Annotated in this window: 23 protein-coding genes; 12 read left to right on the top strand and 11 right to left on the bottom strand. The window is 70.9% G+C overall.

Annotated features, from left to right (window positions below):
- Window positions 1-99 precede the first annotated feature (99 nt).
- Together LAJ50_RS04080 and LAJ50_RS04075 are read right to left on the bottom strand one after the other, a co-directional pair.
- A complete protein-coding gene (locus LAJ50_RS04080; RefSeq protein WP_171044594.1) occupies window positions 100-702 on the bottom strand; it encodes a hypothetical protein in 603 nt (200 codons plus the stop codon).
- 105 nt (window positions 703-807) lie between these two features.
- Window positions 808-2,961 (bottom strand): adenosylcobalamin-dependent ribonucleoside-diphosphate reductase, encoded by a 2,154-nt coding sequence (locus LAJ50_RS04075; RefSeq protein WP_138653142.1) that lies wholly within the window; start codon window positions 2,959-2,961, stop codon window positions 808-810.
- A gap of 501 nt (window positions 2,962-3,462) precedes the next feature.
- On the opposite strand from LAJ50_RS04075, the gene LAJ50_RS04070 reads away from it, so the two are divergent.
- The 7 genes from LAJ50_RS04070 to LAJ50_RS04040 all read left to right on the top strand — a co-directional run bounded on the left by LAJ50_RS04070 (window position 3,463) and on the right by LAJ50_RS04040 (window position 10,587).
- Complete coding sequence (locus LAJ50_RS04070) at window positions 3,463-4,944, top strand: Do family serine endopeptidase (RefSeq protein WP_130550637.1); 1,482 nt, start codon at window positions 3,463-3,465, stop codon at window positions 4,942-4,944.
- Window positions 4,945-5,053: 109 nt separating this feature from the next.
- Complete coding sequence (locus LAJ50_RS04065; RefSeq protein WP_130524469.1) at window positions 5,054-5,410, top strand: hypothetical protein; 357 nt, start codon at window positions 5,054-5,056, stop codon at window positions 5,408-5,410.
- Window positions 5,411-5,441: 31 nt separating this feature from the next.
- Window positions 5,442-5,942 (top strand): phage holin family protein, encoded by a 501-nt coding sequence (locus tag LAJ50_RS04060; RefSeq protein ID WP_130550636.1) that lies wholly within the window; start codon window positions 5,442-5,444, stop codon window positions 5,940-5,942.
- Complete coding sequence (locus tag LAJ50_RS04055) at window positions 5,939-6,520, top strand: hypothetical protein (RefSeq protein WP_224096467.1); 582 nt, start codon at window positions 5,939-5,941, stop codon at window positions 6,518-6,520. Before LAJ50_RS04060 ends, LAJ50_RS04055 begins: the two co-directional genes overlap by 4 nt.
- 12 nt (window positions 6,521-6,532) lie before the next feature.
- Window positions 6,533-7,633 carry an AI-2E family transporter gene (locus LAJ50_RS04050; RefSeq protein ID WP_130550634.1) on the top strand — a complete coding sequence of 367 codons (1,101 nt, stop codon included), beginning with the start codon at window positions 6,533-6,535 and terminating at the stop codon, window positions 7,631-7,633.
- 864 nt (window positions 7,634-8,497) lie between these two features.
- Entirely contained in the window at window positions 8,498-9,217 is a 720-nt protein-coding gene (locus LAJ50_RS04045; RefSeq protein ID WP_138655216.1) for an HAD-IA family hydrolase, read from the top strand.
- Window positions 9,214-10,587 (top strand): leucyl aminopeptidase family protein, encoded by a 1,374-nt coding sequence (locus LAJ50_RS04040; RefSeq protein WP_138655218.1) that lies wholly within the window; start codon window positions 9,214-9,216, stop codon window positions 10,585-10,587. Before LAJ50_RS04045 ends, LAJ50_RS04040 begins: the two co-directional genes overlap by 4 nt.
- A gap of 362 nt (window positions 10,588-10,949) precedes the next feature.
- Here the strand turns inward: LAJ50_RS04040 and LAJ50_RS04035 are convergent, their stop codons facing one another.
- From LAJ50_RS04035 to LAJ50_RS04015, 5 genes are all read right to left on the bottom strand, one after another.
- Window positions 10,950-12,641 (bottom strand): diguanylate cyclase, encoded by a 1,692-nt coding sequence (locus LAJ50_RS04035; protein ID WP_130550631.1) that lies wholly within the window; start codon window positions 12,639-12,641, stop codon window positions 10,950-10,952.
- A gap of 122 nt (window positions 12,642-12,763) precedes the next feature.
- Window positions 12,764-13,366 (bottom strand): response regulator transcription factor, encoded by a 603-nt coding sequence (locus LAJ50_RS04030; RefSeq protein WP_130550630.1) that lies wholly within the window; start codon window positions 13,364-13,366, stop codon window positions 12,764-12,766.
- 71 nt (window positions 13,367-13,437) lie between these two features.
- Entirely contained in the window at window positions 13,438-14,634 is a 1,197-nt protein-coding gene (locus LAJ50_RS04025) for a sensor histidine kinase (RefSeq protein WP_130550629.1), read from the bottom strand.
- Between the two features lie 52 nt (window positions 14,635-14,686).
- Window positions 14,687-15,445 carry an ABC transporter permease gene (locus tag LAJ50_RS04020; RefSeq protein WP_130550628.1) on the bottom strand — a complete coding sequence of 253 codons (759 nt, stop codon included), beginning with the start codon at window positions 15,443-15,445 and terminating at the stop codon, window positions 14,687-14,689.
- Complete coding sequence (locus LAJ50_RS04015; protein WP_130550627.1) at window positions 15,442-16,359, bottom strand: ABC transporter ATP-binding protein; 918 nt, start codon at window positions 16,357-16,359, stop codon at window positions 15,442-15,444. The genes LAJ50_RS04020 and LAJ50_RS04015 overlap by 4 nt, the downstream gene beginning before the upstream one ends.
- A gap of 225 nt (window positions 16,360-16,584) precedes the next feature.
- Between LAJ50_RS04015 and LAJ50_RS04010 the strand changes: the two genes are divergently transcribed.
- The 5 genes from LAJ50_RS04010 to LAJ50_RS03990 all read left to right on the top strand — a co-directional run bounded on the left by LAJ50_RS04010 (window position 16,585) and on the right by LAJ50_RS03990 (window position 22,687).
- A complete protein-coding gene (locus tag LAJ50_RS04010; RefSeq protein WP_130550626.1) occupies window positions 16,585-17,850 on the top strand; it encodes an efflux RND transporter periplasmic adaptor subunit in 1,266 nt (421 codons plus the stop codon).
- A gap of 168 nt (window positions 17,851-18,018) precedes the next feature.
- Entirely contained in the window at window positions 18,019-18,705 is a 687-nt protein-coding gene (locus LAJ50_RS04005; RefSeq protein WP_130516649.1) for an ABC transporter ATP-binding protein, read from the top strand.
- 112 nt (window positions 18,706-18,817) lie between these two features.
- On the top strand, window positions 18,818-19,975 hold the full coding sequence (locus LAJ50_RS04000; protein WP_130550625.1) for an ABC transporter permease: 1,158 nt from the start codon (window positions 18,818-18,820) through the stop codon (window positions 19,973-19,975).
- A gap of 12 nt (window positions 19,976-19,987) precedes the next feature.
- Complete coding sequence (locus LAJ50_RS03995; protein WP_130550624.1) at window positions 19,988-21,301, top strand: ABC transporter permease; 1,314 nt, start codon at window positions 19,988-19,990, stop codon at window positions 21,299-21,301.
- A 273-nt stretch (window positions 21,302-21,574) separates the two neighbouring features.
- Window positions 21,575-22,687: an alpha/beta fold hydrolase gene (locus LAJ50_RS03990; RefSeq protein WP_130550623.1), complete on the top strand. Its 1,113-nt coding sequence runs from the start codon at window positions 21,575-21,577 to the stop codon at window positions 22,685-22,687.
- A 165-nt stretch (window positions 22,688-22,852) separates the two neighbouring features.
- On the opposite strand, the gene LAJ50_RS03985 is transcribed toward LAJ50_RS03990, so the two are convergent.
- From LAJ50_RS03985 to yedA, 4 genes are read right to left on the bottom strand one after another with little or no spacing between them, the layout of a single operon-like run.
- The gene (locus LAJ50_RS03985; RefSeq protein WP_224096466.1) at window positions 22,853-23,476 is read right to left on the bottom strand and encodes an NTP transferase domain-containing protein; all 624 of its coding nucleotides are present in this window, start codon (window positions 23,474-23,476) and stop codon (window positions 22,853-22,855) included.
- A complete protein-coding gene (locus tag LAJ50_RS03980) occupies window positions 23,473-24,516 on the bottom strand; it encodes an XdhC/CoxI family protein (protein ID WP_224096465.1) in 1,044 nt (347 codons plus the stop codon). The genes LAJ50_RS03985 and LAJ50_RS03980 overlap by 4 nt, the downstream gene beginning before the upstream one ends.
- Window positions 24,516-25,415 carry an EamA family transporter RarD gene (rarD, locus tag LAJ50_RS03975; RefSeq protein ID WP_130550621.1) on the bottom strand — a complete coding sequence of 300 codons (900 nt, stop codon included), beginning with the start codon at window positions 25,413-25,415 and terminating at the stop codon, window positions 24,516-24,518. Before rarD ends, LAJ50_RS03980 begins: the two co-directional genes overlap by 1 nt.
- Window positions 25,412-26,317, bottom strand: a complete 906-nt coding sequence (yedA, locus tag LAJ50_RS03970) for a drug/metabolite exporter YedA (RefSeq protein WP_130550620.1) — start codon at window positions 26,315-26,317, stop codon at window positions 25,412-25,414. The genes rarD and yedA overlap by 4 nt, the downstream gene beginning before the upstream one ends.
- Between the last annotated feature and the right edge of the window lie 160 nt (window positions 26,318-26,477).

Genomic DNA, 26,477 nt, shown 5'->3' with positions numbered 1-26,477 from the left:
ATGCGGTACTGCGTTGAGATGGGAGGACACCGCCGTGCGCCAGTAGGCGCGCTCAGGCGGCGTGCCCTGGCCGGTGCGCGGCCAGGGCGGTGCTGCGGGTTACTTCGCTTTCTTGGCGACTTTCTTGGCGACTTTCTTGACGACTTTCTTGACGGCTTTCTTCACCGCTTTCTTGGCGGGCGCTTTCTTGACGGCGGCTTTCTTGGCCGGCGCCTTTTTTACCGCGGCTTTCTTGACGGCCTTCTTGACCGCAACCTTCTTGGCGGCGGCCTTCTTCACCGCTGGCTTGGCGGCGAGCCGCTTGGCCGGTGCCTTCCTGGCCACTTTCTTTGCGGCCTTCTTGGCGGCGACCTTCTTGCCCACGCCCTTGGCCTTCAGCGCGGCGGCCTCGGCCTTGGCGGTGGTGCTGGCGGTGGCCAGCTTCTGCTTGGTGCTGGCCACGGTCTTCTTCACGGCCTTGGTGACCTTGCTGGTGCGCTTGGTCACGGCCTTCCTGGCCTTGTCCAGGACCTTGCTGGCGGACTTCTTCACCGTGGCCGCGCGCTTGGCGACGGTGTCGGCGGCATGCGAAGCGGCCTCGGCCACGGTGGTGGCGAGCTCGCTGGTCTTTTCCTTCACACTTTCGGCGGCTTCGGAAAGCGTCGCCGAGATTTCCGTTCCTGTGCTCATGTGCCCTCCATCAGGGCTCGTAGGGGATGCCAAGACGATGCCAGTGCAGCCGTGGTGCCCAGCCTGCGCCGTGCTGCGGGGCGGCGCAGGCGGTTCCCGCCGTCGCGCGCGCCGGTATGGGCCGGCGCGCGCGGCGTCTCAGAACTTGCCGTAATACCCTTCCTTGAGCGCGTCGAACAGGTTGGCGGCGGTGTGCATCTCGCCGTCGTATTCGATCTGCTCGTTGCCCTTGACCTCGACGAAGGAGCCGTCCTCCAGCTCGAAGCGGTAGGTGGTGTTCTCCAGGTCCGCCTCCTTGACCAGCACGCCCTGGAATGCGGCCGGGTTGAAGCGGAAGGTGGTGCAGCCCTTCAGGCCCTGCTGGTGGGCGTAGCGGTAGATATCCTTGAACTGCTCGTAGGGATAGTCCGTGGGCACGTTGGCGGTCTTGGAGATCGAGCTGTCCACCCACTTCTGCGCGGCGGCCTGCACGTCGACATGCTCCTTGGGGCTGATGTCGTCGGCGGCGATGAAGTAGTCCGGCAGCCTGGCCTGGGCATCCTCGGAGAACGGCATGGCCTTGGGGTTGACCAGCTCGCGGTAGGCCAGCAGCTCGTAGGAGAACACGTCCACCTTCTCCTTGGACTTCTTGCCCTCGCGGATCACGTTGCGGCTGTAGTGGTGGGCGAAGGAGGGCTCGATGCCGTTGGAGGCGTTGTTGGCCAGGCTCAGCGAGATGGTGCCGGTGGGGGCGATGGAGCTGTGGTGGGTGAAGCGCGCGCCGACCTCGGCCAGCTCGTCCACCAGCTCCGGCGCGACCGAGGCCACCCGCTGCATGTAGCGGCTGTACCTGGCGTGCAGCACCTTGCCTTCGATCTGCTGGCCCACGCGCCAGCCGTCCTTCTCCATTTCCGGGCGCTGGCGCAGCATCGCCGGGGTCACCTCGAAGCGCTCCTCCATGATCGGGGCGGCGCCCTTCTCCTTGGCCAGCGCCAGACCGGTTTCCCAGCCGGCCACGGCCATGTCGCGGGCGATCTGCTCGGTGAACTCGCACGAGTCCGCGCTGCCGTACTTCATGCGCAGCATGGTCAGGGTGGAGCCCAGGCCGAGGAAGCCCATGCCGTGGCGGCGCTTGCGCAGGATCTCGTTGCGCTGCTGCTCCAGCGGCAGGCCGTTGACCTCGACCACGTTGTCGAGCATGCGGGTGAACACGCGCACGACTTCCTTGTATTCCTCCCAGTCGAAGCGCGCCTGCTCGGTGAAAGGGTCGCGCACGAAGGTGGTCAGGTTGATCGAGCCCAGCAGGCAGGCGCCGTAGGGCGGCAGCGGCTGCTCGCCGCAGGGGTTGGTCGCACGGATGTTCTCGCACCACCAGTTGTTGTTCATCTCGTTGACGCGGTCGATCAGGATGAAGCCCGGCTCGGCGTAGTCGTAGGTGGACACCATGATCATGTCCCACAGGTGGCGGGCGCGGATGTGCCCGTACACCTTGCAGGCCACCAGGCCGTCGTCGCGCTGCACGTACTGGTCGGCGTTGGGCCACTCGCGCCAGATCACCTTGGCGGCGTCGGTCAGGTCGATGTCGTCCTGTTCCTTCCTGTTGAGCGGGAACACCAGCGGCCAGTCGGCATCCTGCTCCACCGCCTGCATGAAGCCGTCGGTGATCAGCAGCGACAGGTTGAACTGGCGCAGGCGGCCGTCCTCGCGCTTGGCGCGGATGAAGTCCTTCACGTCCGGATGCGACACGTCGAAGGTGCCCATCTGCGCGCCGCGGCGCCCGCCGGCGCTGGACACGGTGAAGCACATCTTGTCGAAGATATCCATGAAGGACATCGGGCCGGAGGTGTAGGCGCCGGCGCCGGCGACGAAGGCGCCCTTGGGCCGCAGCGTGGAGAACTCGTAGCCGATGCCGCAGCCGGCCTTGAGGGTCAGGCCGGCCTCGTGGACCTTCTCCAGGATGCCGTCCATCGAATCGGTGATGGTGCCCGAGACGGTGCAGTTGATCGTGCTGGTGGCCGGCTTGTGTTCCAGCGCACCGGCGTTGGAGGTGATGCGCCCGGCCGGGATGGCGCCGCGGCGCAGCGCCCAGACGAAGCGCTCGTACCAGTAGGCGCGCTTCTCGGCGGTCGGCTCGGCGTCGGCCAGGGCGCGGGCCACGCGCTGGTAGGTGCCGTCGATGTCGGCATCGATGGCCTCGCCGGACTTGCTCTTCAGGCGGTACTTCTTGTCCCAGATGTCCAGGGACGCGGGCTGCATCGGAATGACGCGGGCCGCTTCTTCTTTCTTGACCGCCTCAAGGCGCACCGTGCTCATGGATTGGAGCTCTCCGTCATGGATGAAAGGCCCTCGCGCCAGTCCGGCGCGCGAGCGAGATGGATGAAATTTCGGTCAGCTGCGGCGTGTGCGCACGCATGCCCGGGGCAAGGCACTGAAACGTCGGACAGATTGTGGTGACGGCCCGTTCCGGACCCCTGCACACCTGATGCATGCGCCGTTTCCCCACTGGCGCCGGGAAACCCAAGCAAACCCTACCGCTTGGGGCCATTGCGCGACCACTTCGCTACATCTTGGGCCGCAAGCCATGGAAATTAGTCCGCCCCCCGGGGGCTGTCAACCACGGATCGCGCACTTTGCGTGGAACTGACAATCCGCCCTCCATGGAACCCGCGCCGGGCCTGGAAAGGCCGGTTTCATTGCCGGTTTAGGGGCTGCTGAGCACACTCGTTCAGGTTGCCGGGGATGGTGACGCAGGCGCTTCGCCGCGATGCCGCACGCCCCTGCGCGTCCCTCCATGCCGATCGCCACCCGACCCGTATGCGCCCACTGCCGACCCTGCTGACCCTGACCGCCGCCGCTGCCTTCGGCGGCTTCGTCGCCCTTGGCCTGTACCAGACCTTCGACCATCCGGCGCTGGCGCGCGAGGATGGGCCGCCGTCCTCGGCGATCCTGCCGGCCGCCGCCGCCGGCGCGGCGCTGCCGGCCGCGGTGGAAGGCCAGGCGCTGCCCTCGCTGGCGCCGATGCTCAAGCGCGTCACCCCGGCGGTGGTGAGCGTCTACAGCCGCCAGACCGTGCGCGTGGCCAGCCCGCTGGGGCCGTTCGCCAACGATCCGATCTTCCGCCGGCTGTTCGGCATCCCCAACATGCCGCAGGAACGGGTGCAGCGCGCGCTCGGCTCGGGCGTGATCATCGATGCGCAGCGCGGCCTGGTGCTCACCAACCACCACGTGGTGGAGAACGCCGACGGCGTGTCGGTGACGCTGAGCGACGGGCGCACGGTGGAGGCCGAGTTCCTCGGTTCGGACCCGGACACCGACGTGGCCCTGATCCGCATCCCGCCCAAGGACCTGACCCAGATCCCGCTGGGCGACAGCGACCGGCTGCAGGTCGGCGACTTCGTCGTGGCGGTCGGCAACCCCTACGGCCTGGGCCAGACGGTGACCTCGGGCATCGTCTCGGCGGTGGGCCGCAGCGGCATCCCGGTGGCCGGCTACCAGAACTTCATCCAGACCGACGCCTCGATCAACCCGGGCAACTCGGGCGGCGCGCTGGTCAACCTGCAGGGCCAGCTGGTGGGCATCAACACCGCCAGCTTCAATCCGTCCGGCTCGATGGCCGGCAACATCGGGCTGGGCTTCGCCATCCCGATCGACCTGGCGCGCAACATCGCCGAGCAGCTCTATACCAACAAGGGCGTGGTCAAGCGCGGCACGCTGGGCGTGACCACCCAGGACGTCGATCAGCGCCTGGCCACCGCGCTGGGCCTGGACACGCCGCGCGGCGCGCTGGTGACGGGCGTCTACCCCGGTTCGGGCGCGGCCGCCGCAGGGCTCAAGCCCGGTGACGTGGTGCTGCAGGCCAACAGCCAGCGCATCGACAACAGCGCGGCGCTGCACAACTTCGAAGGCCTGCAGGGCGTGGGCAGCCAGGTCACCCTGGACATCCGCCGCGACGGCAAGCCGCTGAGCCTGCGCGTGGGCCTGAAGGAACAGCAGCGCGATCTGCCCGGCGCGCAGCTGGACCCGCGCCTGTCGGGCGCGACCTTCAACGAGGTCGACGAGGCCCTGCGCCAGACCCTGCGCGCCAACGGTGTCAGCGGCGGCGTGCAGGTCGGTCAGGTGCAGCCGCGCAGCCGCGCCTGGAGCAATGGCCTGCGCAGCGGCGATGTGATCATCGAAGGCAGTAACGGCCGCTTCGCCGACCTGCCCAGCTTCCGCGGCAGCTTCGCCAAGCCGCCGCAGCAGCTGGTGCTGCGCGTGCTGCGTGACGGCGAGGACGGCACGCTGCTGATGCGCTGAATGCTGGCCGTCCCGTCACGGGCCGCATGCGTCGCGCTGACAGGGCATTCATGCGGCCCTGGGGTAGGCTCGACCTTCGTTGTCCTACCCCGATCCAGGAGCCAATGCCATGTCCGACGCCGCCAACAAGATGAAGTCCTCCCTCGGTGAGGCCGGGGAACACCTCAAGTCCGCCGCCTCCGCCGCCAGCGATGCGGTCAAGGGCGCCGCTTCGGTCGCCGGCGACGAACTGCGCCTGGGCAAGGCCACGGCCAAGGCCGAGCTGTCCGACGGCGCGCTGGCCGGCCTGAGCGCCGCCGAGTTCGGTGGCGAAGCTGCGCGCGAGCAGGTCGATGCGCTGGTGGAAAAGGGCCGCGACCTGATCGACAGCGCCGCCGAACTGATCCGCGAGCGCCCGCTGGCCTCCTTCGGCATCGCCCTGGCCGCCGGCTGGGTCATCGCCAAGCTGGGACGCAGCAGCGATTGATCGCCCGCGCGACCGTGACAGCGGAGCCGGCGTGAGCGCGCCCGACCACGACGCCGCCCCCGGCGACGACGCAACGCCCTCGCTGGACGAGAGCCTGCGCCGCGTCGGCAAGGCCGGCAAGGACAGCCTGTCCTCGGCGGTGGCCACCGCCAGGTCACTGCGCCGGCTGGTCCTGGCCGACTTCGCCCTCGCCCGCGCCTCCCTGGCGCGGGCGATGGTGTGGATGTCGGTCGCGGCTGCGTTCGGCGTGTCCAGCTGGCTGCTGCTGATGGGCGCACTGATCGCGCTGCTGCAACGCATGGGGCTGTCCTGGCTCGGCGCGCTGTCGGTGGCCGCCGGGCTGAGCCTGGCGATCACCGCGCTGGGCGTGTGGCAGACGCTGCGCTACTTCGGCTTCAGCCGGATGGACGCCACGCGGCGTCAGCTCAAGGCCATGGGCCTGGGCGACGACGACGAGGAGGAAGAGGCCGGCCCCGAGGCGCGCTCGGCGGCCGAGCAGCTGCGCGCACAGTCCGGAGGAGGCACGCCATGAGCTTCGCCCATCTACGCCATCGCGTTGATCGCGCCGAGGCCCTGGTCGAACACCGCCGCGCGCAGACGCTGGCCGATGCCGATGCCCTGCTCGGGCACTGGAAGCGCGGCTGGACGCCGTGGCGCATCGTGCTGGCCGGGCTGGGGCTGGGCTTCGTGATCGGGCAGACGCGGCCGATGCGCGCGGTCGGGGCAACCAAGTGGCTGCGCTCGGTGAGCGCGGTGTCGGGGATGTTCACCTCGCTGCAGGCGGCCATGGCCGCGTGGCAGGCCGACCAGGCGGCGGACAAGGCCCACGACGCGGCCGGCAGCGCGCAGTCGGCGGCCGTGGCCACGCACCAGGCCGCCGCCGCGGCCGGGACCGCCGCCGCCACCGGCGATGCGGACGCCGCCGCGCAGCTGGCGCAGCAGAACGCCACCATCCACGCTGCCGGCCTGGCCACGGCCGACGGCGGACAGGCGCCCGCGCGCGGCGTGTCATCCTATGGCGGCACCGCCCAGGCGCGCGGCCGGACCGATGCCCGCGCGCCGCAGGCGCCGCGGCCGGCCGAAGCGGCCACCGACGTCTCCGAACGCTGAGCCACCCGCCGCATGTCCACGACCGAAGCCGATCTGACGCCGGCCCAGACGCCCCTGCCCGTCAAGCCGGTGGCGCCGCGCCCGCGCGGGCCGCTGTCGCTGGTGATCCTGGCCTTCCTGGCCTGCGGCTACACGCTGTGGCTGGCCCAGGCGGTGATCCTGCCGGTGCTGCTGGCCGTGTTCCTGGCGCTGGTCGGCAACCCGCTGCTGCGCGGCCTGCAGCGGATCTATGTGCCGCGCTTCCTGGGCGCGCTGCTGGTGCTGCTGCTCGGCCTGGCCGCCGCCGGCGCGCTGGCCTACCAGATGGTGCCGCCGGCCGCGGCCTGGGCCAAGGCGGCCCCGCGCGAACTGCGCCAGCTCGCGCCCAAGCTGCATGCGCTGACCAAGCCGGTCTACGACGCCAACCAGGCGGCCGAGAACTTCGCCCGCGCCGCCGCCGGCGACACCGGCCGCCGGCCGCAGGTGATGCGCACGGTGGACGATCCGTATCGCACGCTGACCGCCACCCCGCGCATGATCGCCTCGGTGCTGGCGGTGGTGCTGCTGACGTTCTTCTTCATGGTCTACGGCCAGCCGCTGCAGCGCCACGCCGTCGCGCTGCTGCCCAGGCGCCAGCAGCAGAAGCTGACCGTGGGCATCCTGCAATCGATCGAACGCGCGGTCTCGCGCTATGTGCTGACCATCAGCCTGATCAATTTCGTGGTGGGCGTGCTGTTCGCCGGCGCGCTGATGCTGCTGAAGTTTCCGCTGGCCGACGCGCTGCTGTGGGGCACGATGGTGGCGATCCTCAACTTCGCGCCCTACGTCGGCCCGCTGATCGGCATGGTGATGATGCTGGTGGTGGGCCTGACCACCTTCGACGAGGCCTGGCCCTCGCTGCTGCCGGCGGCGATCTACCTGGGCCTGCACACGCTGGAAGGCCAGGTGATCACGCCGATCGTGCTGGGCCGGCAGATGCGGCTCTCGCCGCTGATCCTGATCCTGTCGCTGATGGTGTTCGGCTCGCTGTGGGGGATCGTGGGGCTGCTGCTGGCGGTGCCGATGCTGGTGTGCATCAAGCTGGTGCTCGCGCGGGTGCAGGGGATGGAGGGGTGGGCGCGGCTGATGGAATAGCCGTTGCTGTTGCTTGCCGTTGCGGTTGCCGTTGCCTGCTGTTGTTGCTGTCGCTGTTGCACCTGCCGTGGTTCTTGCTGCTGCTTTTGCCGTGCTTTGGCTGTTGCTGTGCTTTGGCTGTTGCTGTGCCTTGGCTGTTGCTCTACCTGTCTGAGCCGTAAAGCGAGCCGAGCATCGCAGGAAGTCAGGGCCGAAGAGTCGCCCCTGTTTGAGCGAAGCGAGTTTGGGCGACGTGCCCTGACTTCCGAGAAGCGCAGGGGACCGCCGCGTAGCGGCGGCTCGCGTCCCGGCGAGAAGCGGTTTTGGCTACTTTTGACAAGACAAAAGTAGCTCGCGCGGCGAAGCCGTGCGAAAGCTTTGCTTTGAGAAGTGCGGACTGGCGCTCAAGTAATGCTTGCAAATTAGATTCAAGTTTCCCTACAGACCAACACCAGCACTAGCAGAGCAAAGGCAACGCGCCTACAGCGCGCCCCAGTGCAAAGCTTTCGCGCCTTGCAGGCGCGACTTCCTTTTGTCTTGTCAAAAGGAAGCAAAACCGCTTCTCGCCGGGCCCCGAAGAGGGGGTAAAACGCACGCCGACGCTGCGCGTCGGTCCCCTGCGCTCCTCGCAAAGCAGGGCACGGGGCCCAAACTCGCTTCGCTCAAACAGGGGCCCCTCTTCGGCCCTACTTTGCTGCGGTGCTCGGCGTGCTTTACGGCTCAGACAGGTAGAGCAACAGCAACAGCACGGCAACAGCACGGCAACAGCCACGGCGACGGCAACGGCAACGGCAACGGCAACGGCAACGGCGACGGCGACGGCGACGGCAACGGCGGCTGCGCCCCTCAAGGCAGGCGCCACAGCCCACAGGCTAAAATGTCCCCATGACCTTCGACATCCGCGCCGTCACCCTCGACTTGGACGACACCCTGTGGCCGTTCGCGCCGATCGGTGAGCGCATCGAACGCAGGATGCATGACTGGCTGGTAGTCCACAGCCCCGCCACCGCGCGCCAGTTCCCCATCGAGGCGATGCGCGAGCTGCGTACCCAGGTCTTCGCCGACAACCCGCACCTGATCCACGACCTGTCCACGCTGCGCAAGCTGACCCTGGAACAGGCGCTGCGCGATAGCCAGGCCGACATGGCGCTGCTTGAGCCCGCGTTCGAGATCTTCTACGCCGAACGCAACAAGGTCGAATGCTATCCCGACGCCATCGACGCCCTGAAGCGCATGGCCGCGCGCGTGCCGGTGGCGGCGCTGACCAACGGCAATGCCGACCTGGCGCGCTGCGGGCTGGCCGAGCATTTCGTGTTCCAGCTGGGCGCGCGCGAGCACGGCGCGGCCAAGCCGGAAGCCAGCATCTTCCATGCCGCGTGCGTGCGCCTGGACCTGCCGCCCGAACAGGTGCTGCACGTGGGCGACCACGCGGTGATGGACGCGGCCGGCGCGATGCGCGCGGGGCTGCGCGCGGCCTGGCTCAACCGCGAGGGCGCCGACTGGCCGCTGGACGAGCCGCGGCCCGACCTGGAATTTTCCACGCTCACCGCGCTGGCCGACTGGCTCGACGCGCACCTGGACGACAAGGACTCCGCCGCCGCATGACCGCGCCCGCCTTTCTCGATGCCCGCACCGACCAGGTGCGCCCGCTGCACGTGCTGCAGCGCGAGCAGTTCGGCGCCTGGTGCGCGCAGCAGGCGCCGGCGGTGGCCGCTTGGTTGCAGGCGCAGGGCTTCGGTGCCGCGCCGGGCACACTGGCGCTGCTGCCGGGCGATGACGGCGTGGCCGGCGCGGTGCTGGGCATCGCCGATGCGGGCGATCCACTGTCCTACGGCCATGCGCCGATGGGCCTGCCGTCCGGCAGCGCCTGGGAGGTGGTGAGCGAACTCTCCGCCGACGCACGCGCGGCGCTGGAGCTGGGTTGGGGCCTGGGCGCCTACCGTTTCGACCGCTACAAGACCGCCACGCGCGCGCCGGCGCGGCTGCTGCGCGCGGCGGCCGATGCGCGCACCGACGACCTGCTGGCCGCATGCCTGCGTGTGCGCGATCTGGTCAACACGCCGACCGAGGACATGGGTCCGGACGAGCTGGAAGCCGTGGTTCGCAGGATCGGCGCCGAGCACGGCGCGCAGGTCGAGGCGGTCACCGGCGATGCGCTGCTGGAACGCAACTTCCCCGCGATCCACGCGGTGGGCCGCGCCTCGCACCGCGCCCCGCGCCTGATCGCGCTGCGCTGGGGCGCCGAGGATGCGCCGAAGGTGTCGCTGGTCGGCAAGGGCGTGTGCTTCGACACCGGCGGGCTGGACCTCAAGCCGGCCGACGGCATGCGCAACATGAAGAAGGACATGGGCGGCGCGGCGCATGCGATCGCACTGGCCGAGCTGGTGATGCGCCAGCGCCTGCCGGTGCGCCTGACCCTGCTGGTGCCGGCGGTGGAGAACGCGGTCGGCCCCAACGCCTTCCGTCCTGGCGAGATCATCGCCACGCGCACTGGCGTCAGTGTGGAGATCGACAATACCGACGCCGAAGGCCGGGTGATCCTGGGCGATGCGCTGGCCCATGCCGGCGAGGACAAGCCCGAGGTGCTGCTGGACTTCGCCACGCTCACCGGCGCGGCGCGCATCGCGCTGGGGCCGGAGCTGCCGGTGCTGTTCTCCAACGACGACACGCTGGCCAACGCCTGGCTGGCCGCCGGCGAGCGCACGCGCGATCCGCTGTGGCGGCTGCCGCTGTGGCGGCCGTACCTGCGCTACCTGACCAGCCACGTGGCCGACCTGGCCAACGCCGGCTCGCGCATGGCCGGCGCGGTCACCGCCGCGCTGTACCTGGAGCGCTTCGTCCCGGCCGGCACGCCGTGGGCGCACCTGGATGTGTACGCCTGGAACGACAGCGATCGCCCGGGCCGCCCGGCCGGCGGCGAGGCGATGGCGCTGCGCGCGGCGTTCGAGATGCTGCGCAGCCGCTACGCGGGGTGAGGCAAGGCGCCGACTGGGCGCCGTTTATCGTGGGCCAGCCTCTTGGCTCCTTTTGGTCATGGTGGTGACGGCTCGGCGGGAAAGCCCTATCGCCGCCGTGGCGGCTCCCACAACGGCCTGACTGACGATAGCGCCTGCTTTTAGCGGCGCGCGCGCTGGGCCATCGGTGACGCAAAGGCCGCCTGGAAGCGTTGTTGCCTTGCGTGGGGCCACCCTTGTTGCCTTTTTGGCCGATGGCGGCGATGAGGCTTTCCCGGTAGCGCCTCATCGCCGCCATGGCGGCTCCCACCAAGCAAGCTCACGCAGGCAGATTCGGACCCAGGCAGGCTCAGGGCCAGGCGGGCGTCTACCCGCGGCGGGGATCAGGCCGACCGCACGGCGCGCGAATCGTGGCTGCCTTCGACGCGGTTGCGGCCGTGAGCCTTGGCGCGGTACAGGGCCTGGTCGGCGCTGCGCAGCAGCAGCTCGGGTTCCTGCCCGTCCTGCGGGAAGCACGCCAGGCCGATCGACACCGTCACCGCCGGCAGGTCCTTGCCCAGGTGCCGCACGCGCATGGTCTCGACCGCCGCGCGGATCTGCTCGGCGCGTTCGGCCGCGGCCTGCGGCGTGGCCTCGGGCAGGATCAGGGTGAACTCTTCGCCGCCGTAGCGACAGGCGATGTCCTCCTCGCGCGAGAGCTGCAGCAGCAGCTGGCCGAAGCCCTCCAGCAGCGCATCGCCGCCCGGATGTCCATGGGTGTCGTTGAAGCGCTTGAAGTGGTCCAGGTCCATCATCATCAGCGCCAGCGGCAGGCCGCGGCGAGTGCAGCGCGCCAGCTCGCGCGCAAGCGATTCCTCCAGGTAGCGCCGGTTGAACAGCCCGGTCAGCGGCTCGCGGATGGACTGGATGCGCAGACGCTCCTGCAGCTGCAGGTTGGACAGCGCCATGGCCAGCTGTTCGGCCGCGGTCTCGATCAGCCTCACCCGCGCCAGGAAGGCGTCGTCGGTGCAGGACACATACAGGAACCCCAGCTGCTGGCCCTGGGCCAGCAGCGGAATGCAGGCGGTGGCGCCGTGCCCGCCTTCGATATGGCGGCAGCGCACCGTGCCCGGGCCCGGCGCCAGCTGCGGCTGGCCGCGGCGCAGCGCCCAGCAGTCCTCCGGCGCCAGCATCGCGGCGCTGGCCGCGGCCGGCGTGCCCCAGCCGCCGATCGCCTCGGCGTAGTCCTGCGAGGCACGGATGCGGTAGATGATGCCGCCGGTGCCCGGCATCAGCTGCTGCATCGTCTCACGGGTCAAGGCCAGCGCCTCCTCCTCGCGCACGCAGCTCTGCAGCATGCCGGCGAAATGGCTGAGCACGCGCAGGTCCCCGCTGGTGTGCTCCAGCTCGGCCACCGTGGCCTCAAGGCGCGCATTGCTCTGCTGGATCCTGCGCTCGGCGCGGCCGCGGCCGCGGATCTCACGCACCATCAGCACATAGACCATGGCGATGACCAGGATGCCGATCGGGATGCCGGCGATCGCCAGGATCCGCAGCAGCGCGGCGCTCTCGTCGCTGGAGGCGGCCCGTGCGACCAGCAGCGCCTGCTCGACATCGACCATCTCCCGCGCCTGGCGACGGATGGCATCGGAGGTGATGCGCGCCTCGGCGTCGATAGCCGCCTGCGCGGCGACCAGGCCCTGTTCCTGGTAGATCCGCACCACCGCGTCGGTCTGGCGCAGGCGTTGATCGATCAGCGTCCGCAGCTGGGCCACGCGCTGCTCCTGGGCGCTGTTGTCGCGCACCAGCATGCCGAGCGCGGTGAACAGCCGGGGAATCGCGTTCTTGCCGGTCTGGTAGGCGGCCAGATCATCGACCTGCCCGGTCAGCAGATAGCCGCGCTCGGCCGATTCGGCATCGCGCAGGCGCGCCTCGATCTCATCGACGCACGCCATCACCTCGTGGGTGTGCGAGACCCAGCGCGCGTCGGTGGCGAAGCGGTCGGCCCCGCGCAGGAAGCCGAGGCCAATCAGTACGAAGATCACCGTCGCCAGCAGCGGGCCGATCTGGTTGATGAGGCGGCGTTTGGAAAACATGCGGAACGAAGTGGAAGCGTTCGACCATGGTAGCCGGGGCACGCTGCGCGATCCCGCGAAGAATCCTTAACCGCGTCGCAGTTTCGACACCGGGTGGATGCAGGCGCCCCGAGATCGCCGGATCAGAGCCAGCCCTTCTGCCGCGCCACGCGGAAGGCCTCGATGCGATTGCCCACGCCGAGCTTGCTGATCGCCTCGGACAGGTAGTTGCGCACGGTGCCATGCGAAAGGCGCAGCTGTCGTGCGATGTCGGCGGCGCTGGCGCCGTCGCCGGCCAGGCGCAGGACCTGGCGCTCGCGGTCGTTGAGCGGATCGCGTTCGGACCAGGCTTCCAGCGCCAGTTCCGGGGCGATGGCGCGGCCGCCGCGATGCACGCTGCGCAGGGCCTCGACCAGGTGCTCGGGTGGCGCGTCCTTGAGCAGGTAGCCGGCCACGCCCGCATCCAGCGCGCGCCGCAGGAAGCCGGGCCGGGCGAAGGTGGTGACGATCACCACGCGCGTGGCCAGGCCATGGCGCTGGACGCGCTGGGCCAGCTCCAGGCCGGACAGGCCGGGCATCTCGATGTCGGTGACCAGCACGTCGGGGGTGAGCTTCTGCAGCGCGCGCCAGGCGGCCTCGCCGTCGGCCGCCGCTTCGAGGACCTCGATGTCGTCCTCCAGCCCAAGCAGCGCGGCCAGCGCGCCGCGCACCATCGCCTGGTCTTCGGCGAGCAGGACACGGATCACGGCGGAGATGGCTGGGTGGGCATGGCGGGATTCTAGCGGGCGGCGGCTGGGGAAAAGCCCGGAGCGAGGGTTTACGGGGAAAGCCTCATCGCCGCCGTGGCGGCTCCCGCGAAAGCGGGATCTTCGGCGAGGACTGGCGAGGCGCAGGGCACGCTGGCCAGCACGGTGGTGCCTTGGCCGCGCACGCTGTCCACCTGCAGCGTGCCGCCCAGCGCCTGCATGCGGGCGCGCATGCCGTCCACGCCGTTGCCGGGCACCAGCGCGCCGCCACGGCCATCGTCGTCGATGCGCAGCGTGAGCGCCCGGTCCTGCGCGGTCACCGCGATGTGCACCGCGCGCGCCTGCGCGTGACGCTGCACGTTGGTCACCGCCTCGCGCAGGACCATGGCGAAGGCGGTCTCCACGGCCGGCGGCAGCGGCGTGCCGTCGACCCGGTAGTCCATCGTGATACCGTCGGTCTCCAGCAGCAGCTTGGCCGAGGCGAGCTCGGCGGCCAGCTGCGCCGAGCGGATGCCGCTGACCGCGCGCCGCACCTGCGCCAGCGCGTCGCGCGCGACGCGGCTGACCTCGTCCATCTCCACGCGCGCGGATCGCGGATCGCGCTCGACCAGGCGCGCGGCCAGGTCGGACTTCAGCGCCACCAGCGACAGCGTGTGGCCGAGTAGGTCGTGCAGGTCGCGGCCGATGCGTTCGCGCTCGGCCACGGCGGCCAGGCGGCGGACCTCCTCGTGGCTCAGGCGCAGGGCCGAATCCTTGCGCTGGTTGATCTGCTGCACCGCGATCACCAGCCCGGTGCCGATGGTGGAGATCGGCAGCCACAGCAGGATCTGCCAGGGGTAGCCGACCAGCAGCGCGCACGTCAGGAACGCGGCGTTGAGCACCAGCATGATCCCCAGGTAGCGCACGAACGCGTGCCGTCCCTCCACCCGCAGCGTCAGACAGCCGAAGATGAAATAGCTGATGGCCGAGGGATACACCGCGCACAGCGCCGAGGCCATCGCCACCATGCCCAGCGCGGCGATGTTCGCCCGGCGGCGCGCCGAGACCATCGTCAGCGTGTACAGCAGCAGGAACAGCGGATACGACACCAGCGTGCACAGCCACCACGTCGCGGTGAAGCCGTTGGGCTCGAACACCGGCACCACGAAGACCCAGGCTGACCAGATCAGGTGGACCGCCTCGGTCCACGGCGACTTGCCCTGCGCGATCTGGGCGGCGGCGTGCGAGCCCGGCGCGGGCCGCAGCCATGCGGGAACGGAAAAGGTCATGGCGTCGGGTCCTGTGCGAAGCGGCGATCTTGCCATCGCAGGCGACCGGACTTCATGCGCGACGTAGCCGGCGCCGGGCGAGTGCGAAACACACTGCCATGAACGCGGCCAGCACGCCCACGTGGACCAGCACCGCGCCGCCGGCCTCCTGCCACATCACCCCCAGCGCCAGCTGGCCCAGGTGCCAGGCCGGCCACAGCGGCGCGAGCTTGCCGAAGAAGTCCGGCAGCATCGACAGCGGCAGCCACAGCCCGGACAGCAGCGACATCGGCAGATAGATCATGTTGACCACCGCCGGCGCGCCGCTGCCGCCGACCAGGGCGCCGACCAGCAGGCCCAGCGCGCAGAACGGCAGCACGCCCAGCACGTCCACCGTCAGCAGGGCGGCCACCTGCGCGGGCGTCACCTGCACGCCGCCCAGCACGGTGCCGGCGATCAGCAGCAGCACGCCGACGCACAGCGCGAAGCCCATGGCCATCAGCATGCGCGCGGCCAGCGGCGCGCCCGGCGGCACCGGCAGCGCGCGCTTGAGGGTGAGCAGGCCGCGTTCGCGATCCAGCGCCAGGCTCACGCCGAAGCCGAACAGGCCCGGCCCCATCACGCCGAACACGCTGTAGCTGGCCATCAGATAGCGCTTGGCCTCGGCGTTGCCGTGGTTGAGCAGCACGCCGAACAGCAGATAGAACATCAGCGGGAACAGCAGCGTGGGCAGCACGAACGAGCGCGTGCGCAGCAGCCGCAGCGCCTCGAAGCGCGCCTCGTGGACATACAGCCGCAGCGTGGACGGCGCGGTTGCGGTGATGGCGTTCATGCGGCCTCCCGGCCCTGGGTGATGGCGAGGAAGGCGTCGGCCAGGCCGGCGCGGCGCACTTCCAGTTCGTCCAGCTGCGGATCGGCGGCGAGCAGGCGCGCGACGATGGGTTCGGCCGGTTCGGCCTGGATCTCCAGCGCCTGCCCGTCGTGACGCACCGCGTGCACGCCGGGCCAGCGGGCGATCTCTTCTGCGGGCACGCGGGTACGGGCGCGGATGCAGCGCTGCAGCACGCGGCCGCGCAGCTCGGCCACGCTGCCGCGCGCGACGATGTGCCCGGCCTGCAGCACCGCGACCTCGTCGGCCAGGGCCTCGGCCTCCTCCAGGTAATGGGTGGTCAGCAGCACCGCGCAGCCGGCGGCGGCACGGGCGCGGATCGCCGCCCACAGCTGGCGCCGCGCCTGGATATCCAGGCCGGTGGTGGGCTCGTCCAGGAACAGCACCTCCGGCCGCCCGCAGACGGCCAGGGCGAACTGCACGCGTCGCTGCTGCCCGCCCGAGAGCCGGCCGTAGCGGCGCGGCAGCAGCCCGTCCAGGCCCGCCAGCGCCACGCAGTCGGCCACGCTCAGCGGACGCGGGTAGTAGCCGCGCACCTGCGCGATCAGCTCAGCGACGGTGAGCGTGTCCGGCAGGGTGGTGCTCTGCAGCATCACGCCGACCCGGCGCCGCGCGGCCAGGTCGTCGGGGCTGCGGCCGAACAGCAAGGCCTGCCCGGCGTCGGGACGCTGCAGGCCCAGCAACAGCGCCACGCTGGTGCTCTTGCCGGCGCCGTTGGGGCCCAGCAGCGCCAGCACCTGGCCGGGCCGCAGCGCCAGGTCGACGCCGTCGAGCGCGACCAGCGCGCCATAGCGTGCGTGCGCGCCGACCAGGGCGGCGGGCGCCGGTGAAGCCGGATCGAGAGGAATGACGGGCATGGGACGTATCAGCCATTACCGGAAGGTGCGGTTAGCCTGCGCCGTCGGGATGGGGTCCCGGCAGTGGCGGCGATCAGCCATCGCGGATGACAGCTGTCACTGGCCGCGGACGTGGCGCACCGCGCATGCTGCGCCCCGGTCGCCGGAAGGTTGTGACTTCCGGCAGCTTGGTGCGAACCACCCGTCTGGTCACACTCCCGCCTCAACGACGTCATCGATGGACCCATGAACGCCTCCGCCGAACTGCTCAAGGAGCTGCGCATCGACCGCAGCAAGACCCCGCCGCCCGCGCCGTCCCGCAAGGGGCCGTGGATCGCCGCGCTGGTCGTGCTGGTGCTGCTGGTGCTCGCGGCGGGCGCGTGGTTCGCGCTGGGCCGGGCCAAGCCGCTGCAGGTGCGCACGGCCACGGTGACGGCGATGGCCGGCGGCGCCGACGCGCCGGCCTCGGTGCTGGATGCCACCGGCTATGTGGTCGCGCGGCGCACGGCCACGGTCTCGGCGCAGATCACCGGCCGCGTGGAGGAGGTGATGATCGAGGAAGGCCAGCGGGTGGAGGCCGGCCAGATCCTGGCGCGCCTGGATCCGATCAACGCCGATGCCGAGCAGCGCCTGGCGCAGTCGCAGCTCTCCTCCTCGCAGAGCCAGGTGCAGAACGTGCAGGCACAGCTGACCCGGGCCGAGGCCGAGGCCAGGCGCCTGGATGCGCTGGTGAAGCAGCAGCTGGTCTCGCGCTCGCAGTACGACCAGCAGGTGGCCGAGCGCGACGCGCTGCGCGCGCAGCTGGAGACCGCGCGCCGCAACGTGCAGGTCGCGCGCGACCAGCTGAAGATCACCAGCATCGGCAAGGACTACACCGTGGTGCGCGCGCCCTTCGCCGGCGTGATCACCGCCAAGGCGGCCCAGCCGGGCGAGATCGTCTCGCCGCTGTCGGCCGGCGGCGGCTTCACCCGCACCGGCATCGGCACCATCGTCGACATGGATTCGCTGGAGGTCGAAGTGGACGTGGGCGAGGCCTACATCGGCCGCGTGCAGCCGAAGATGCCGGTGGTGGCCACGCTCAACGCCTATCCGGACTGGAAGATCCCGGCCGAGGTGATCGCGGTGATCCCGACCGCCGACCGCGGCAAGGCCACGGTCAAGGTGCGCATCGCGCTGAAGGTCAAGGATCCGCGCATCGTGCCGGAGATGGGCGTCAACGTGAGCTTCCTCGAACGCGCCGCCGCGGATCAGGCGTCCAAGGCCGACGCACCGCCGCCGCAGGGCGTGCGCGTGCCGGCCGCCGCGGTGGTCGAGCGCGACGGGGCCACGGTGGCCTTCGTCGTGGAGGGCGACAAGGTCCAGCGCCGCACGCTCAAGCCCGGCCAGACGCTGGCCAGCGACCGCCAGATCCTCGATGGCCTGCGCGCCGGCGAGCAGGTGGTGCTCGATCCGCCCGCCACGCTCAAGGACGGCGACAGCGTCAAGGTCGGCGACGGCGCACCGGCGTCCTGAGGTTTCCGTTCCAGGCGGCGGGCGATGTCGAAACCCGCCGCGCACGATCGTCGTTGCAATCGAGCAAGACCGGCGCGCTGGGCGCCGGACCCGACGCGAAGGGCGCACGCCCCTTGCGCCCGTTCCCTTCTGCCCGGGCCTTGGCCCGCATCCACACGAGGCACCGCCATGACGTCCCTGGTTTCGATCCGCAACCTCACCAAGACCTACCAGCGCGGCCCGGAAAAGGTGCACGTGCTGCATGGACTGGACCTGGACATCACCGCCGGCGACTTCGTCGCGCTGATGGGTCCGTCCGGCTCGGGCAAGACCACCCTGCTCAACCTGATCGGCGGGCTGGATTCGCCGACCTCGGGAGAGATTCAGATCGAAGGCGAGCACATCGAGCGGCTCAGCGGCGGCCAGCTGGCCAACTGGCGCAGCCGGCACGTGGGCTTCGTGTTCCAGTTCTACAACCTGATGCCCATGCTCACCGCGCAGAAGAACGTCGAGCTGCCGCTGCTGCTCACCGACCTGTCGGCCGCCGACCGCAAGCGCCGCGCGCAGATCGCCCTGACCCTGGTGGGCCTGGCCGAGCGCCGCGACCACCGGCCCAACGAACTCTCCGGCGGCCAGCAGCAGCGCGTGGCCATCGCCCGCGCCATCGTCTCCGACCCGACCTTCCTGATCTGCGACGAACCCACCGGCGATCTGGACCGCGCCTCGGCCGAGGAAGTGCTGACCCTGCTGCAGCTGCTCAATCGCGACCATGGCAAGACCATCATCATGGTCACCCACGATCCCAAGGCCGCCGAGTACGCCACGCATACGGTGCACCTGGACAAGGGCGAGCTGGTCGATGCGGTCGAGCATTGAGCGATGAACTCCGGCGCAGGCCGTGCGCGCGGGCCATCGCGCGCGCGGGGCCGCGCCGCGCGACGCCTCCACCCGCTTCTCCCTTAGCCCTCCTCGCCTCACGAGGTCCGTCATGAAATATCTCTCCCTGGTCTGGGCGCAGCTGTTCCGCAGCAAGACGCGCACCTTCCTGACCCTGCTCAGCGTGGTCGCCGCGTTCCTGCTGTACGGAATGCTCGACTCGGTGCGCGTGGCGTTCAATTCCGGCGGTTCGGTCGATGGCGCCAACCGCCTGGTCGTCGCCTCGCGCCTGTCCATCACCCAGACCCTGCCGCTGAACCTGGAGCAGAAGATCAAGCAGGTCCAGGGGGTCAAGGACGTGACCTACGCGATGTGGTTCGGCGGCATCTACCGCGACCCGAAGGACTTCTTCCCCAACTTCTCGGTCGCGCCCAACTACTTCGACCTCTACCCCAACCTGCAGCTGCCGCCCGAGCAGCTCAAGGCCTTCCAGACCACGCGCACCGGCGCGGTGGTGGGCGAGACGCTGGCCAACAAGTTCGGCTGGAAGCTCGGCGACACCATCCCGCTTCAGGCCACCATCTTCCCGCGCGGTGGCAGCAACGACTGGCCGCTGCAGCTGGTCGGCATCTTCCGCTCGAAGGACCGCAGCACGGCGGCCAACGAGGAGAACCAGCTGGTGATGAACTGGAAGTACTTCGATGAGTCCAACGACTACATCAAGAGCCAGGTCAGCTGGTACACGGTCACGCTCAACAACCCCGACGATGCCTCGCGCGTGGCCCAGGCCATCGACGCGCTGTCGATGAACTCCGACCACGAGACCAAGTCGCAGACCGAATCGTCCTGGCAGCAGGCCTTCGTCAAGCAGTTCGCCGACATCGGCCTGATCGTCACCTCGATCATGGGCGCGGTGTTCTTCACCCTGCTGCTGCTGACCGGCAACACCATGGCCCAGGCCGTGCGCGAGCGCGTGCCGGAACTGGCCACGCTCAAGACGCTGGGCTTCCAGGACCGCACGATGCTGTGGCTGGTGCTGGTCGAATCGCTGCTGCTGATCGGCCTGGGCGGGGCGATCGGCCTGGGGCTGGCGGCGGGCATCCTGCCGGCGCTGGCGGCCAAGGCCGGCGGCATGCTGCCGGCGCGTGTCCCCGGCCAGACCTGGGCCATCGGCGCGGGCCTGGTGGTGGTGATCGGGCTGGTGGTGGGCGTGCTGCCGGCGCTGCGCGCCAGCCGCCTGAAGATCGTCGATGCACTGGCCGGCCGCTGAAGGAGCGCACGCATGAAACGCAAGCAAGGGTTGTGGAATGCGCTGACCATCGGCGCACTGGCGGTGGCCATCGGCGTCTGGGTGGTGCTGCCGTGGTTTCTCGTGTTGGCGCTCGCGGCGCTGCTGGGGCTGTGGCTGGCGCTGACCCGCACCGGCCGGCTGGCGCTGCAGGCCACGCGCATCGGCGTGGCCAGCCTGCCCCGACGCTGGGGCGCGGCCTCGGTGATCGTGGTCGGCATCGCCGGCGTGGTCGCGGTGCTGGTGGCGATGCTGGCGATGGGCAACGGCTTCCAGGCCCAGCTCAACGGCACGGGCGACGAGACCAGCGCCATCGTGCTGCGCGGCGGCTCGCAGGCCGAGTCCAACTCGGTCATCACCCGCGACCAGCTGCCGCTGATCGGCCGCCTGCCCGGCATCGCGCGCGATGCCAACGGCCGGCCGCTGGTCTCGGCCGAGCTGTCGCAGGTGGTGGCGCTGCCGTCCAAGTCCGATGGCTCCGACACCAACGTGCAGGTGCGCGGCGTGGGCGAGGAAGCCTGGGCCGTGCACGAGCGCATGCGGATCATCCAGGGCCGTCGCTTCAAGCCGGGCATGCGCGAGCTGGTGGTCGGCCAGGGCGCGCTGCATCAGTTTGGCGGACTGTCGGTCGGCCAGCCGCTGAAGCTGGGCAACCAGCAGTGGCAGGTGGTCGGCGTGTTCGCCTCCGGCGATGCGCACGATTCGGAGCTGTGGGCCGATGCGGAGACCCTCGCCAGCGCCTACAACCGCCGCGCCTACCAGTCCGTGACCGTCAGGACCGAGGGCAAGGCCGGCTTCGAGCAGTTCAGGGCCGCCATGGCCGGCGATCCGCGCCTGAAGCTGGACGTGGAAACCACGCGCGCCTACTACGCCAAGCAGGGCGGCGGCCTCAACACGCTGCTGACCATCCTGGGCACGGTGATCGGCGCGATCATGGCGGTGGGCGCGGTGTTCGGCGCGCTCAACACGATGTATGCGGCGGTGGCCGCCCGTGCCCGCGAGATCGCCACCATGCGCGCGATCGGGTTCCGCGGCCTGCCGGTGGTGACCGCGGTGATGCTGGAAACCATGCTGCTGGCGCTGCTGGGCGGGCTGCTGGGCGGCGCGCTGGCATGGCTGCTGTTCAACAACTACAGCGTGTCCACGCTGGGGCAGAACTTCAGCCAGGTGGTGTTCCAGTTCAAGGTCTCCGCGCCGCTGCTGTGGAGCGGGCTGAAGTGGGCGCTGGCGATCGGGCTGGTGGGCGGGCTGTTCCCGGCCCTGCGCGCGGCACGCCTGCCGATCACCCAGGCGCTGCGCGAGGTCTGATGGCTGATTCCGTCATGAGCGCTGGATGCGGTGAGGCCATCGCCGGCGCGGCGGAAGGGGTGGCGTGGCGTCGCCGACGGTCTGGCCATCGACGCCTGCAGTCAATCAGACACGGCGTTCACCGCGCATCGTCGTCGCGGTGACCGCCTAACCGCACGCAAGCCGCCTGTCTGAACCCACGACAGCTGTCATGCGAATGTCACGCCGGTGCGATAGCGCGCCGGCCGACGGCGGCGCTAGGCTGCGCCGCCGTTCGCTGTCCTCCCCACGCCGATGTCCCGCCTGCTTGTGCTGATGCTCGCCTGCTGCGTCTGGCTGGTCGCCTGCATCCCGCCCAACTCGACCTCGCTCAGCACCCGCATCGTCGCGCCCGGTGGCGTGTCGCCGTTGCTGGATGCCCCGCGCATCGAGGGCCTGATGGCGCGCCTGCCCACCCGCAGCGGCAAACTGCCGGGGCAAGGCGGTGTGCCGATCTACTGGCGTGCGCTGGACCCCGGCGACTACAGGCTGGACTACCGCTACACCGGCGACCCGGACGGCAGCGCGCTGCGGCAGGTGGCCTTCGACGTGGACTTCGTGCGGCCGCAGGCGCCGGCCGCCCCGCGCGGCACCGTGGTGCTGCTGCACGGATGGATGATGGACGGCGACTCGCTGATGCCCTGGGCGCTGCAGCTGGCCCAGGCCGGCTACCGCACCATCACCCTGGACCTGCGCAACCATGGCCGCTCCGGCAGTGGCCCGGCCGGCTATGGCACGCGCGAAGGGCAGGACGTGGCGCGCGTGGTCGGCCAGCTGCGCCAGCGCGGCGAGATCGCCGGCCCGCTGTACCTGTTCGGCGTGTCCTACGGCGCGGCCACGGCGATCTTCGCCGCGCACGACCTGGGCCCCCAGGTGGCCGGCGTGGTGGCGATGGAATCCTTCGCCAACGCCGGCCGCGGCATCCGCGACATGGTCCCGCACATGCTGGCCGCGCGGCCGGACACGTGGAAGTCCGCCGCGACCACGCTGATCGCTCAGGCCACCTACGGCCGGCAGAACCTCGATGCGGTGATCGCCGCGGCCGACGCGCAGCTGGGACTCAATCTGGACGAGGTCGACGTCGCCGCCGCGCTGCGCGCCACGCCGGCCTGCGTGCTGATCGTCCATGGCGCCAACGACCACCACATCCCGGTCGCGCATGGCCGCATGCTCGCCGCCGCCGCGCCGCGCGACCGTTATCTCGAGGTGCCCGGCGAGACCCATCTGAGCCTGCCGATGCGACTGGACCGGCTGGCGCCGACGGTGGACGCCTGGTTCGCCGCCACCGCCACGCCCGCCTCGCGCTGCGCCGTGCCCGAGGCACTGACGCCGCCGCTGCCGAGCGGCACGCTGACGGCGCAGCGCTGAAGGCGACAAGTCGAATGCCGCCGCAGCGGCGATGAGGCCTTCCCGATCACGCCGCATCGGCGTGTGGTGCAAAGCTGAGGCCCCTGCTTCGTGGGAGCCGCCATGACGGCGAAGGGCTTTCTCAGTGAAGCCCTTCGCCGCCATGGCGGCTCCCACAAGAAACGTCTACTCGCTCGTAGACGGCAGCGGATCGATCAAACCGCGCGCGGTCGCCGTGGCCAGGTCCGCCGGCGTATCCAGGTCCAGCTCCAGTTCTGGCGCCGCAAGCCGGCCGACGGTATCGGGCGTCAGCGCGTTGAGCACCTCGCGCAGGCCGGCGTCGCCCTGCGGCTGCGCCTGCGCCAGGCGCGCCAGCGTGACCACGGCGGGGATGCCGATGCGCGCGCCGTGCACGGTGCCGGCGCAGCCCGAGTCAGCCTGCGCGGCGGCCTCGAGCAGCGCCTGGAGATGCGCGGCCTCCAGCGCCGGCTGATCGCAGGCCAGCAGCAGCACGCGCGTGGCGCCGCGGGCGTCGGCCGTCAGCGCGTCGCGCGCGGCGCGCACGCTGGCGGCCAGCCCTTCGCGCCACTGGCGGTTCATCACGGTCTCCACGTCGGCGGCGCGCACCGCTGCGCTGACCTGGGTCGCGCGCGCGCCGACCACCACCAGCAGTCGCAGGGGCGCGGTGGCACGGGCCAGGCGCACGGCGCGGCAGACCAGCGGCTCGCCCGCGCGCGGCAGCAGCTGCTTGGCGCGACCCAGGCGGCGGCTGCCGCCGGCGGCCAGCACCACGGCGATGTGGTCGCTCACGCCGTGCGGCCGTGATGCCAGGCCTGCAGCTGCGCGGCGATGCTCAGCGCGATGGCCTGCGCGCCGCGCCCGCCCAGGTCCAGTCCCACCGGCGAACGTAGCCGCGGCGCCAGTGCCTGGCGCGCGACCGGCGCCAGCAGGCGGAACAGGTCCTGCTGCCGCCGCACCGGTCCGAGCAGGCCGACGAAGGGGATATCGGTCGCGGCCAGCGCCTCCAGCGCTTCGCGATCCAGTTCGAAGTTGTGGTGCATGACCAGCGCGGCATCGGCCCCGGCCGAAGCCGGCAGCGTCAACGCCTGCGCCGGCGCCAGGGGCTGCAGCGCATCGGCGCCGACCGTCTGCGCGTCGCCCGGCTGCCAGCGCGGGCGGCGTTCGATCAGGGTCGTGGTCCAGCCGATCTCGCGCAGCAGCGGCAGCAGCAGCGGCGTCTCCGGACCGGCGCCCAGCACCAGCACCTGCGGCGGCGCCTGGAACAGCAGCCCGATGCCGGCGGCCAGCCCGGCCGGCGCAGGCGCGCAGGGCAGCCTCCAACGCTGCGCCCCCAGGGTGATGGTCAGCTGGTCGGGCCTGTGCGTCTGCAGCCGCAGCGTCTGATCCTCGCCGCCGCGCCAGGCGGCGATCGCCCTCTCCAGCCCCGGCAGCTGCGCCAGCGGCAGCAGCGCCAGCTGCAGCCGGCCGCGGCAGCCGATCGCAGAGCCGGACAGCAGGTCCTCGTCCTCGCGGGTGTCCAGTTCCAGCCAGTCGGCGGCGCCGCGCTCGATCGCCGCCAGCGCGCGCAGCTGGATCTCCGGCTCCAGGCAGCCGCCGCTGAGCCAGCCGACCTGGCCGCCGTCGGTATCGAACAACGCCATCGCGCCGGCGCGCACATAGGTCGAGCCATCGGTGTCCACCACCAGCGCCAGCGCCGCCTGCGCAGGCTCGGCGCGGGCGGCGGCATCCAGGACCGCGCGCTGCACGTCGGCGATCTTCAGCGGGGCGGCCACGTCGTCCTTCATGGCGGCCATGGTCGCGCGTGCGGGCTGACGGGGTCGTGAGGCCATCAGCCGCGCCGGCGCCCGCGCCACAGGCTGTCGCCGACAAAGATCGCCAGCGCCGCCCAGATCAGGACGAAGCCGAGCGCGCGTTCGGGCCCGAACGGCTCGCCGAACACCACCACGCCCAGCAGCAGCTGCAGCGTCGGCGCGATGTACTGCAGCAGCCCGACCAGCGACAGCGGGATACGCCGCACGCCGTAGGCGAAGCCCAGCAGCGGCACCGCGGTGACCGCCCCGGCCAGCACCAGCAGCACGTCGGTGCCCAGGCTCCAGCCATGCACGAAGGCGCCGCCATGCCCGGCCTCGCCCCAGGCCACCAGCGCCAGGGCGGGCGCGAACAGGTACACGCTCTCCATGCCCAGCCCCGACACCGCATCGACCTGCACCAGCTTGCGCAGCAGGCCATAGGCGCCGAAGCTCAAGGCCAGGCCCAGCGCGATCCATGGCGCGCGCCCGGCCTGCCAGGTCAGCCAGGCCACGCCGGCGGCCGCGACCGCCACCGCGATCCACTGCGGCCGCGTCAGCCGCTCGCGCAGTACCACCACGCCCAGCAGCACGTTGACCAGCGGATTGATGAAATAGCCCAGGCTGGCCTCGACCACATGACCGTTGTTGACCGACCAGATGTACAGCCCCCAGTTGCAGCTGATCAGGACCGAGGTCAGCGCCAGCGTGACCCTTGCGCGCGGCTGGACGGCGATGCGCCGCAGCCAGGCGCCGCGCTCGCGCAGGCACAGCCACCCGACCACCAGCACCGCGCTCCAGACCACGCGGTGGGCGATGATCTGCAGCGACGGCACATGCTGCAGTAGCCGCCAGTACAGCGGGAACAGGCCCCACACCACGAACGCGCCGACCGTCGCGGCCACGCCGCGCCGGTCCAGCACCGGCGCCACCACGCTCACTTGCCGCGCACCTTGGCCAGGGTGATCACCACCACGCCGGCCAGGATCACCGCCATCGCGCCCAGGTCGTGCGCGGTGAAGCGCTCGTTGGCCAGCCAGGCGCCCAGCGCCACGGCGATGACCGGATTGACGTAGGCATAGCTGCCGGCCAGCGCCGGACGCACGTGGTGCAGCAGCCAGACATAGGCGGTGAAGGCGATGACCGAGCCGAACAGCGCCAGGTAGACCACCGCCAGCACGCCCTCCATGGGCGGCACCGCGTGCAGGCGTTCGCCGCGCAGCCAGCCGGCCAGCATGATCAGCGCCCCGCCGCACAGCATCTGCCCGGCGGCGGCCATGAACGGCGACGGCAGGTCGCGCCCGCGCGACCACACCGAACCGAACGCCCAGGCCATCGGCGCCAGCAGCAGGCACACCAGTCCCTGCGGGCTGGCGGTGAGCGTGCCGCCGGCGTTGAGCCACACCACCCCGGCGAAGCCCAGCACCAGGCCGAGCCATTCGATGCGCGTGGCGCGCTGGCCGCGCAGCAGGCCGAACAGGCCCATCCACACCGGCACCGAGGCCACCGCCACCGCCGCCAGGCCGGAGGACACGGTGGTCTCGGCCAGCACCACCAGCGCATTGCCCATGCCCAGCAGCAGCGCGCCCATGATCGCCAGGTTCTTCCACTGCGCGCGCGTCGGCGCGGCCACCCCGCGCAGGCGCAGCACCGCGAACAGCAGCGCGCCGGCCACGACGAACCGCAGCCCGGAGGTCACCAGCAACGGCGGCACGCCGTGCTCGAGCGCGATGCGGATGCCCAGATAGGTCGACCCCCACACCACATAGACCAGCAGCAGCGCGGCCGGCACGGCCAGGCCGCCGGTGCGCGGAGACGTGGCGGCAGGCATCGGGGAAGACATGGGGGCTCACCACAGCGCGGGGCCGCACAGTCTAGAGCCTGGCCCAGGCCTGGCTACACCCGCAGCGATGGAATCCGATGTTGCGGGCGCTCGCCCGGACCGCAAACGACACGGGCGCCCGGAGGCGCCCGCATCCAATCCTCATCCGGTGGCTTCGAAC

The organism is Pseudoxanthomonas sp. X-1, from assembly GCF_020042665.1.
GTDB lineage: Bacteria > Pseudomonadota > Gammaproteobacteria > Xanthomonadales > Xanthomonadaceae > Pseudoxanthomonas_A > Pseudoxanthomonas_A spadix_A.
This window is presented reverse-complemented; position numbering and strand designations above follow the sequence as displayed.

What these genes read in the sequence shown, in the direction of transcription:
- LAJ50_RS04075 (WP_138653142.1), bottom strand. Translation starts at nt 2,961, where the DNA reads ATGAGCACGGTGCGCCTTGAGGCGGTCAAGAAAGAAGAAGCGGCCCGC.
- LAJ50_RS04070 (WP_130550637.1), top strand. Translation starts at nt 3,463, where the DNA reads ATGCGCCCACTGCCGACCCTGCTGACCCTGACCGCCGCCGCTGCCTTC.
- LAJ50_RS04065 (WP_130524469.1), top strand. Translation starts at nt 5,054, where the DNA reads ATGTCCGACGCCGCCAACAAGATGAAGTCCTCCCTCGGTGAGGCCGGG.
- LAJ50_RS04055 (WP_224096467.1), top strand. Translation starts at nt 5,939, where the DNA reads ATGAGCTTCGCCCATCTACGCCATCGCGTTGATCGCGCCGAGGCCCTG.
- LAJ50_RS04050 (WP_130550634.1), top strand. Translation starts at nt 6,533, where the DNA reads ATGTCCACGACCGAAGCCGATCTGACGCCGGCCCAGACGCCCCTGCCC.
- LAJ50_RS04045 (WP_138655216.1), top strand. Translation starts at nt 8,498, where the DNA reads ATGACCTTCGACATCCGCGCCGTCACCCTCGACTTGGACGACACCCTG.
- LAJ50_RS04040 (WP_138655218.1), top strand. Translation starts at nt 9,214, where the DNA reads ATGACCGCGCCCGCCTTTCTCGATGCCCGCACCGACCAGGTGCGCCCG.
- LAJ50_RS04035 (WP_130550631.1), bottom strand. Translation starts at nt 12,641, where the DNA reads ATGTTTTCCAAACGCCGCCTCATCAACCAGATCGGCCCGCTGCTGGCG.
- LAJ50_RS04025 (WP_130550629.1), bottom strand. Translation starts at nt 14,634, where the DNA reads ATGACCTTTTCCGTTCCCGCATGGCTGCGGCCCGCGCCGGGCTCGCAC.
- LAJ50_RS04020 (WP_130550628.1), bottom strand. Translation starts at nt 15,445, where the DNA reads ATGAACGCCATCACCGCAACCGCGCCGTCCACGCTGCGGCTGTATGTC.
- LAJ50_RS04015 (WP_130550627.1), bottom strand. Translation starts at nt 16,359, where the DNA reads ATGCCCGTCATTCCTCTCGATCCGGCTTCACCGGCGCCCGCCGCCCTG.
- LAJ50_RS04010 (WP_130550626.1), top strand. Translation starts at nt 16,585, where the DNA reads ATGAACGCCTCCGCCGAACTGCTCAAGGAGCTGCGCATCGACCGCAGC.
- LAJ50_RS04005 (WP_130516649.1), top strand. Translation starts at nt 18,019, where the DNA reads ATGACGTCCCTGGTTTCGATCCGCAACCTCACCAAGACCTACCAGCGC.
- LAJ50_RS04000 (WP_130550625.1), top strand. Translation starts at nt 18,818, where the DNA reads ATGAAATATCTCTCCCTGGTCTGGGCGCAGCTGTTCCGCAGCAAGACG.
- LAJ50_RS03995 (WP_130550624.1), top strand. Translation starts at nt 19,988, where the DNA reads ATGAAACGCAAGCAAGGGTTGTGGAATGCGCTGACCATCGGCGCACTG.
- LAJ50_RS03990 (WP_130550623.1), top strand. Translation starts at nt 21,575, where the DNA reads ATGTCCCGCCTGCTTGTGCTGATGCTCGCCTGCTGCGTCTGGCTGGTC.
- LAJ50_RS03980 (WP_224096465.1), bottom strand. Translation starts at nt 24,516, where the DNA reads ATGGCCTCACGACCCCGTCAGCCCGCACGCGCGACCATGGCCGCCATG.
- yedA (WP_130550620.1), bottom strand. Translation starts at nt 26,317, where the DNA reads ATGTCTTCCCCGATGCCTGCCGCCACGTCTCCGCGCACCGGCGGCCTG.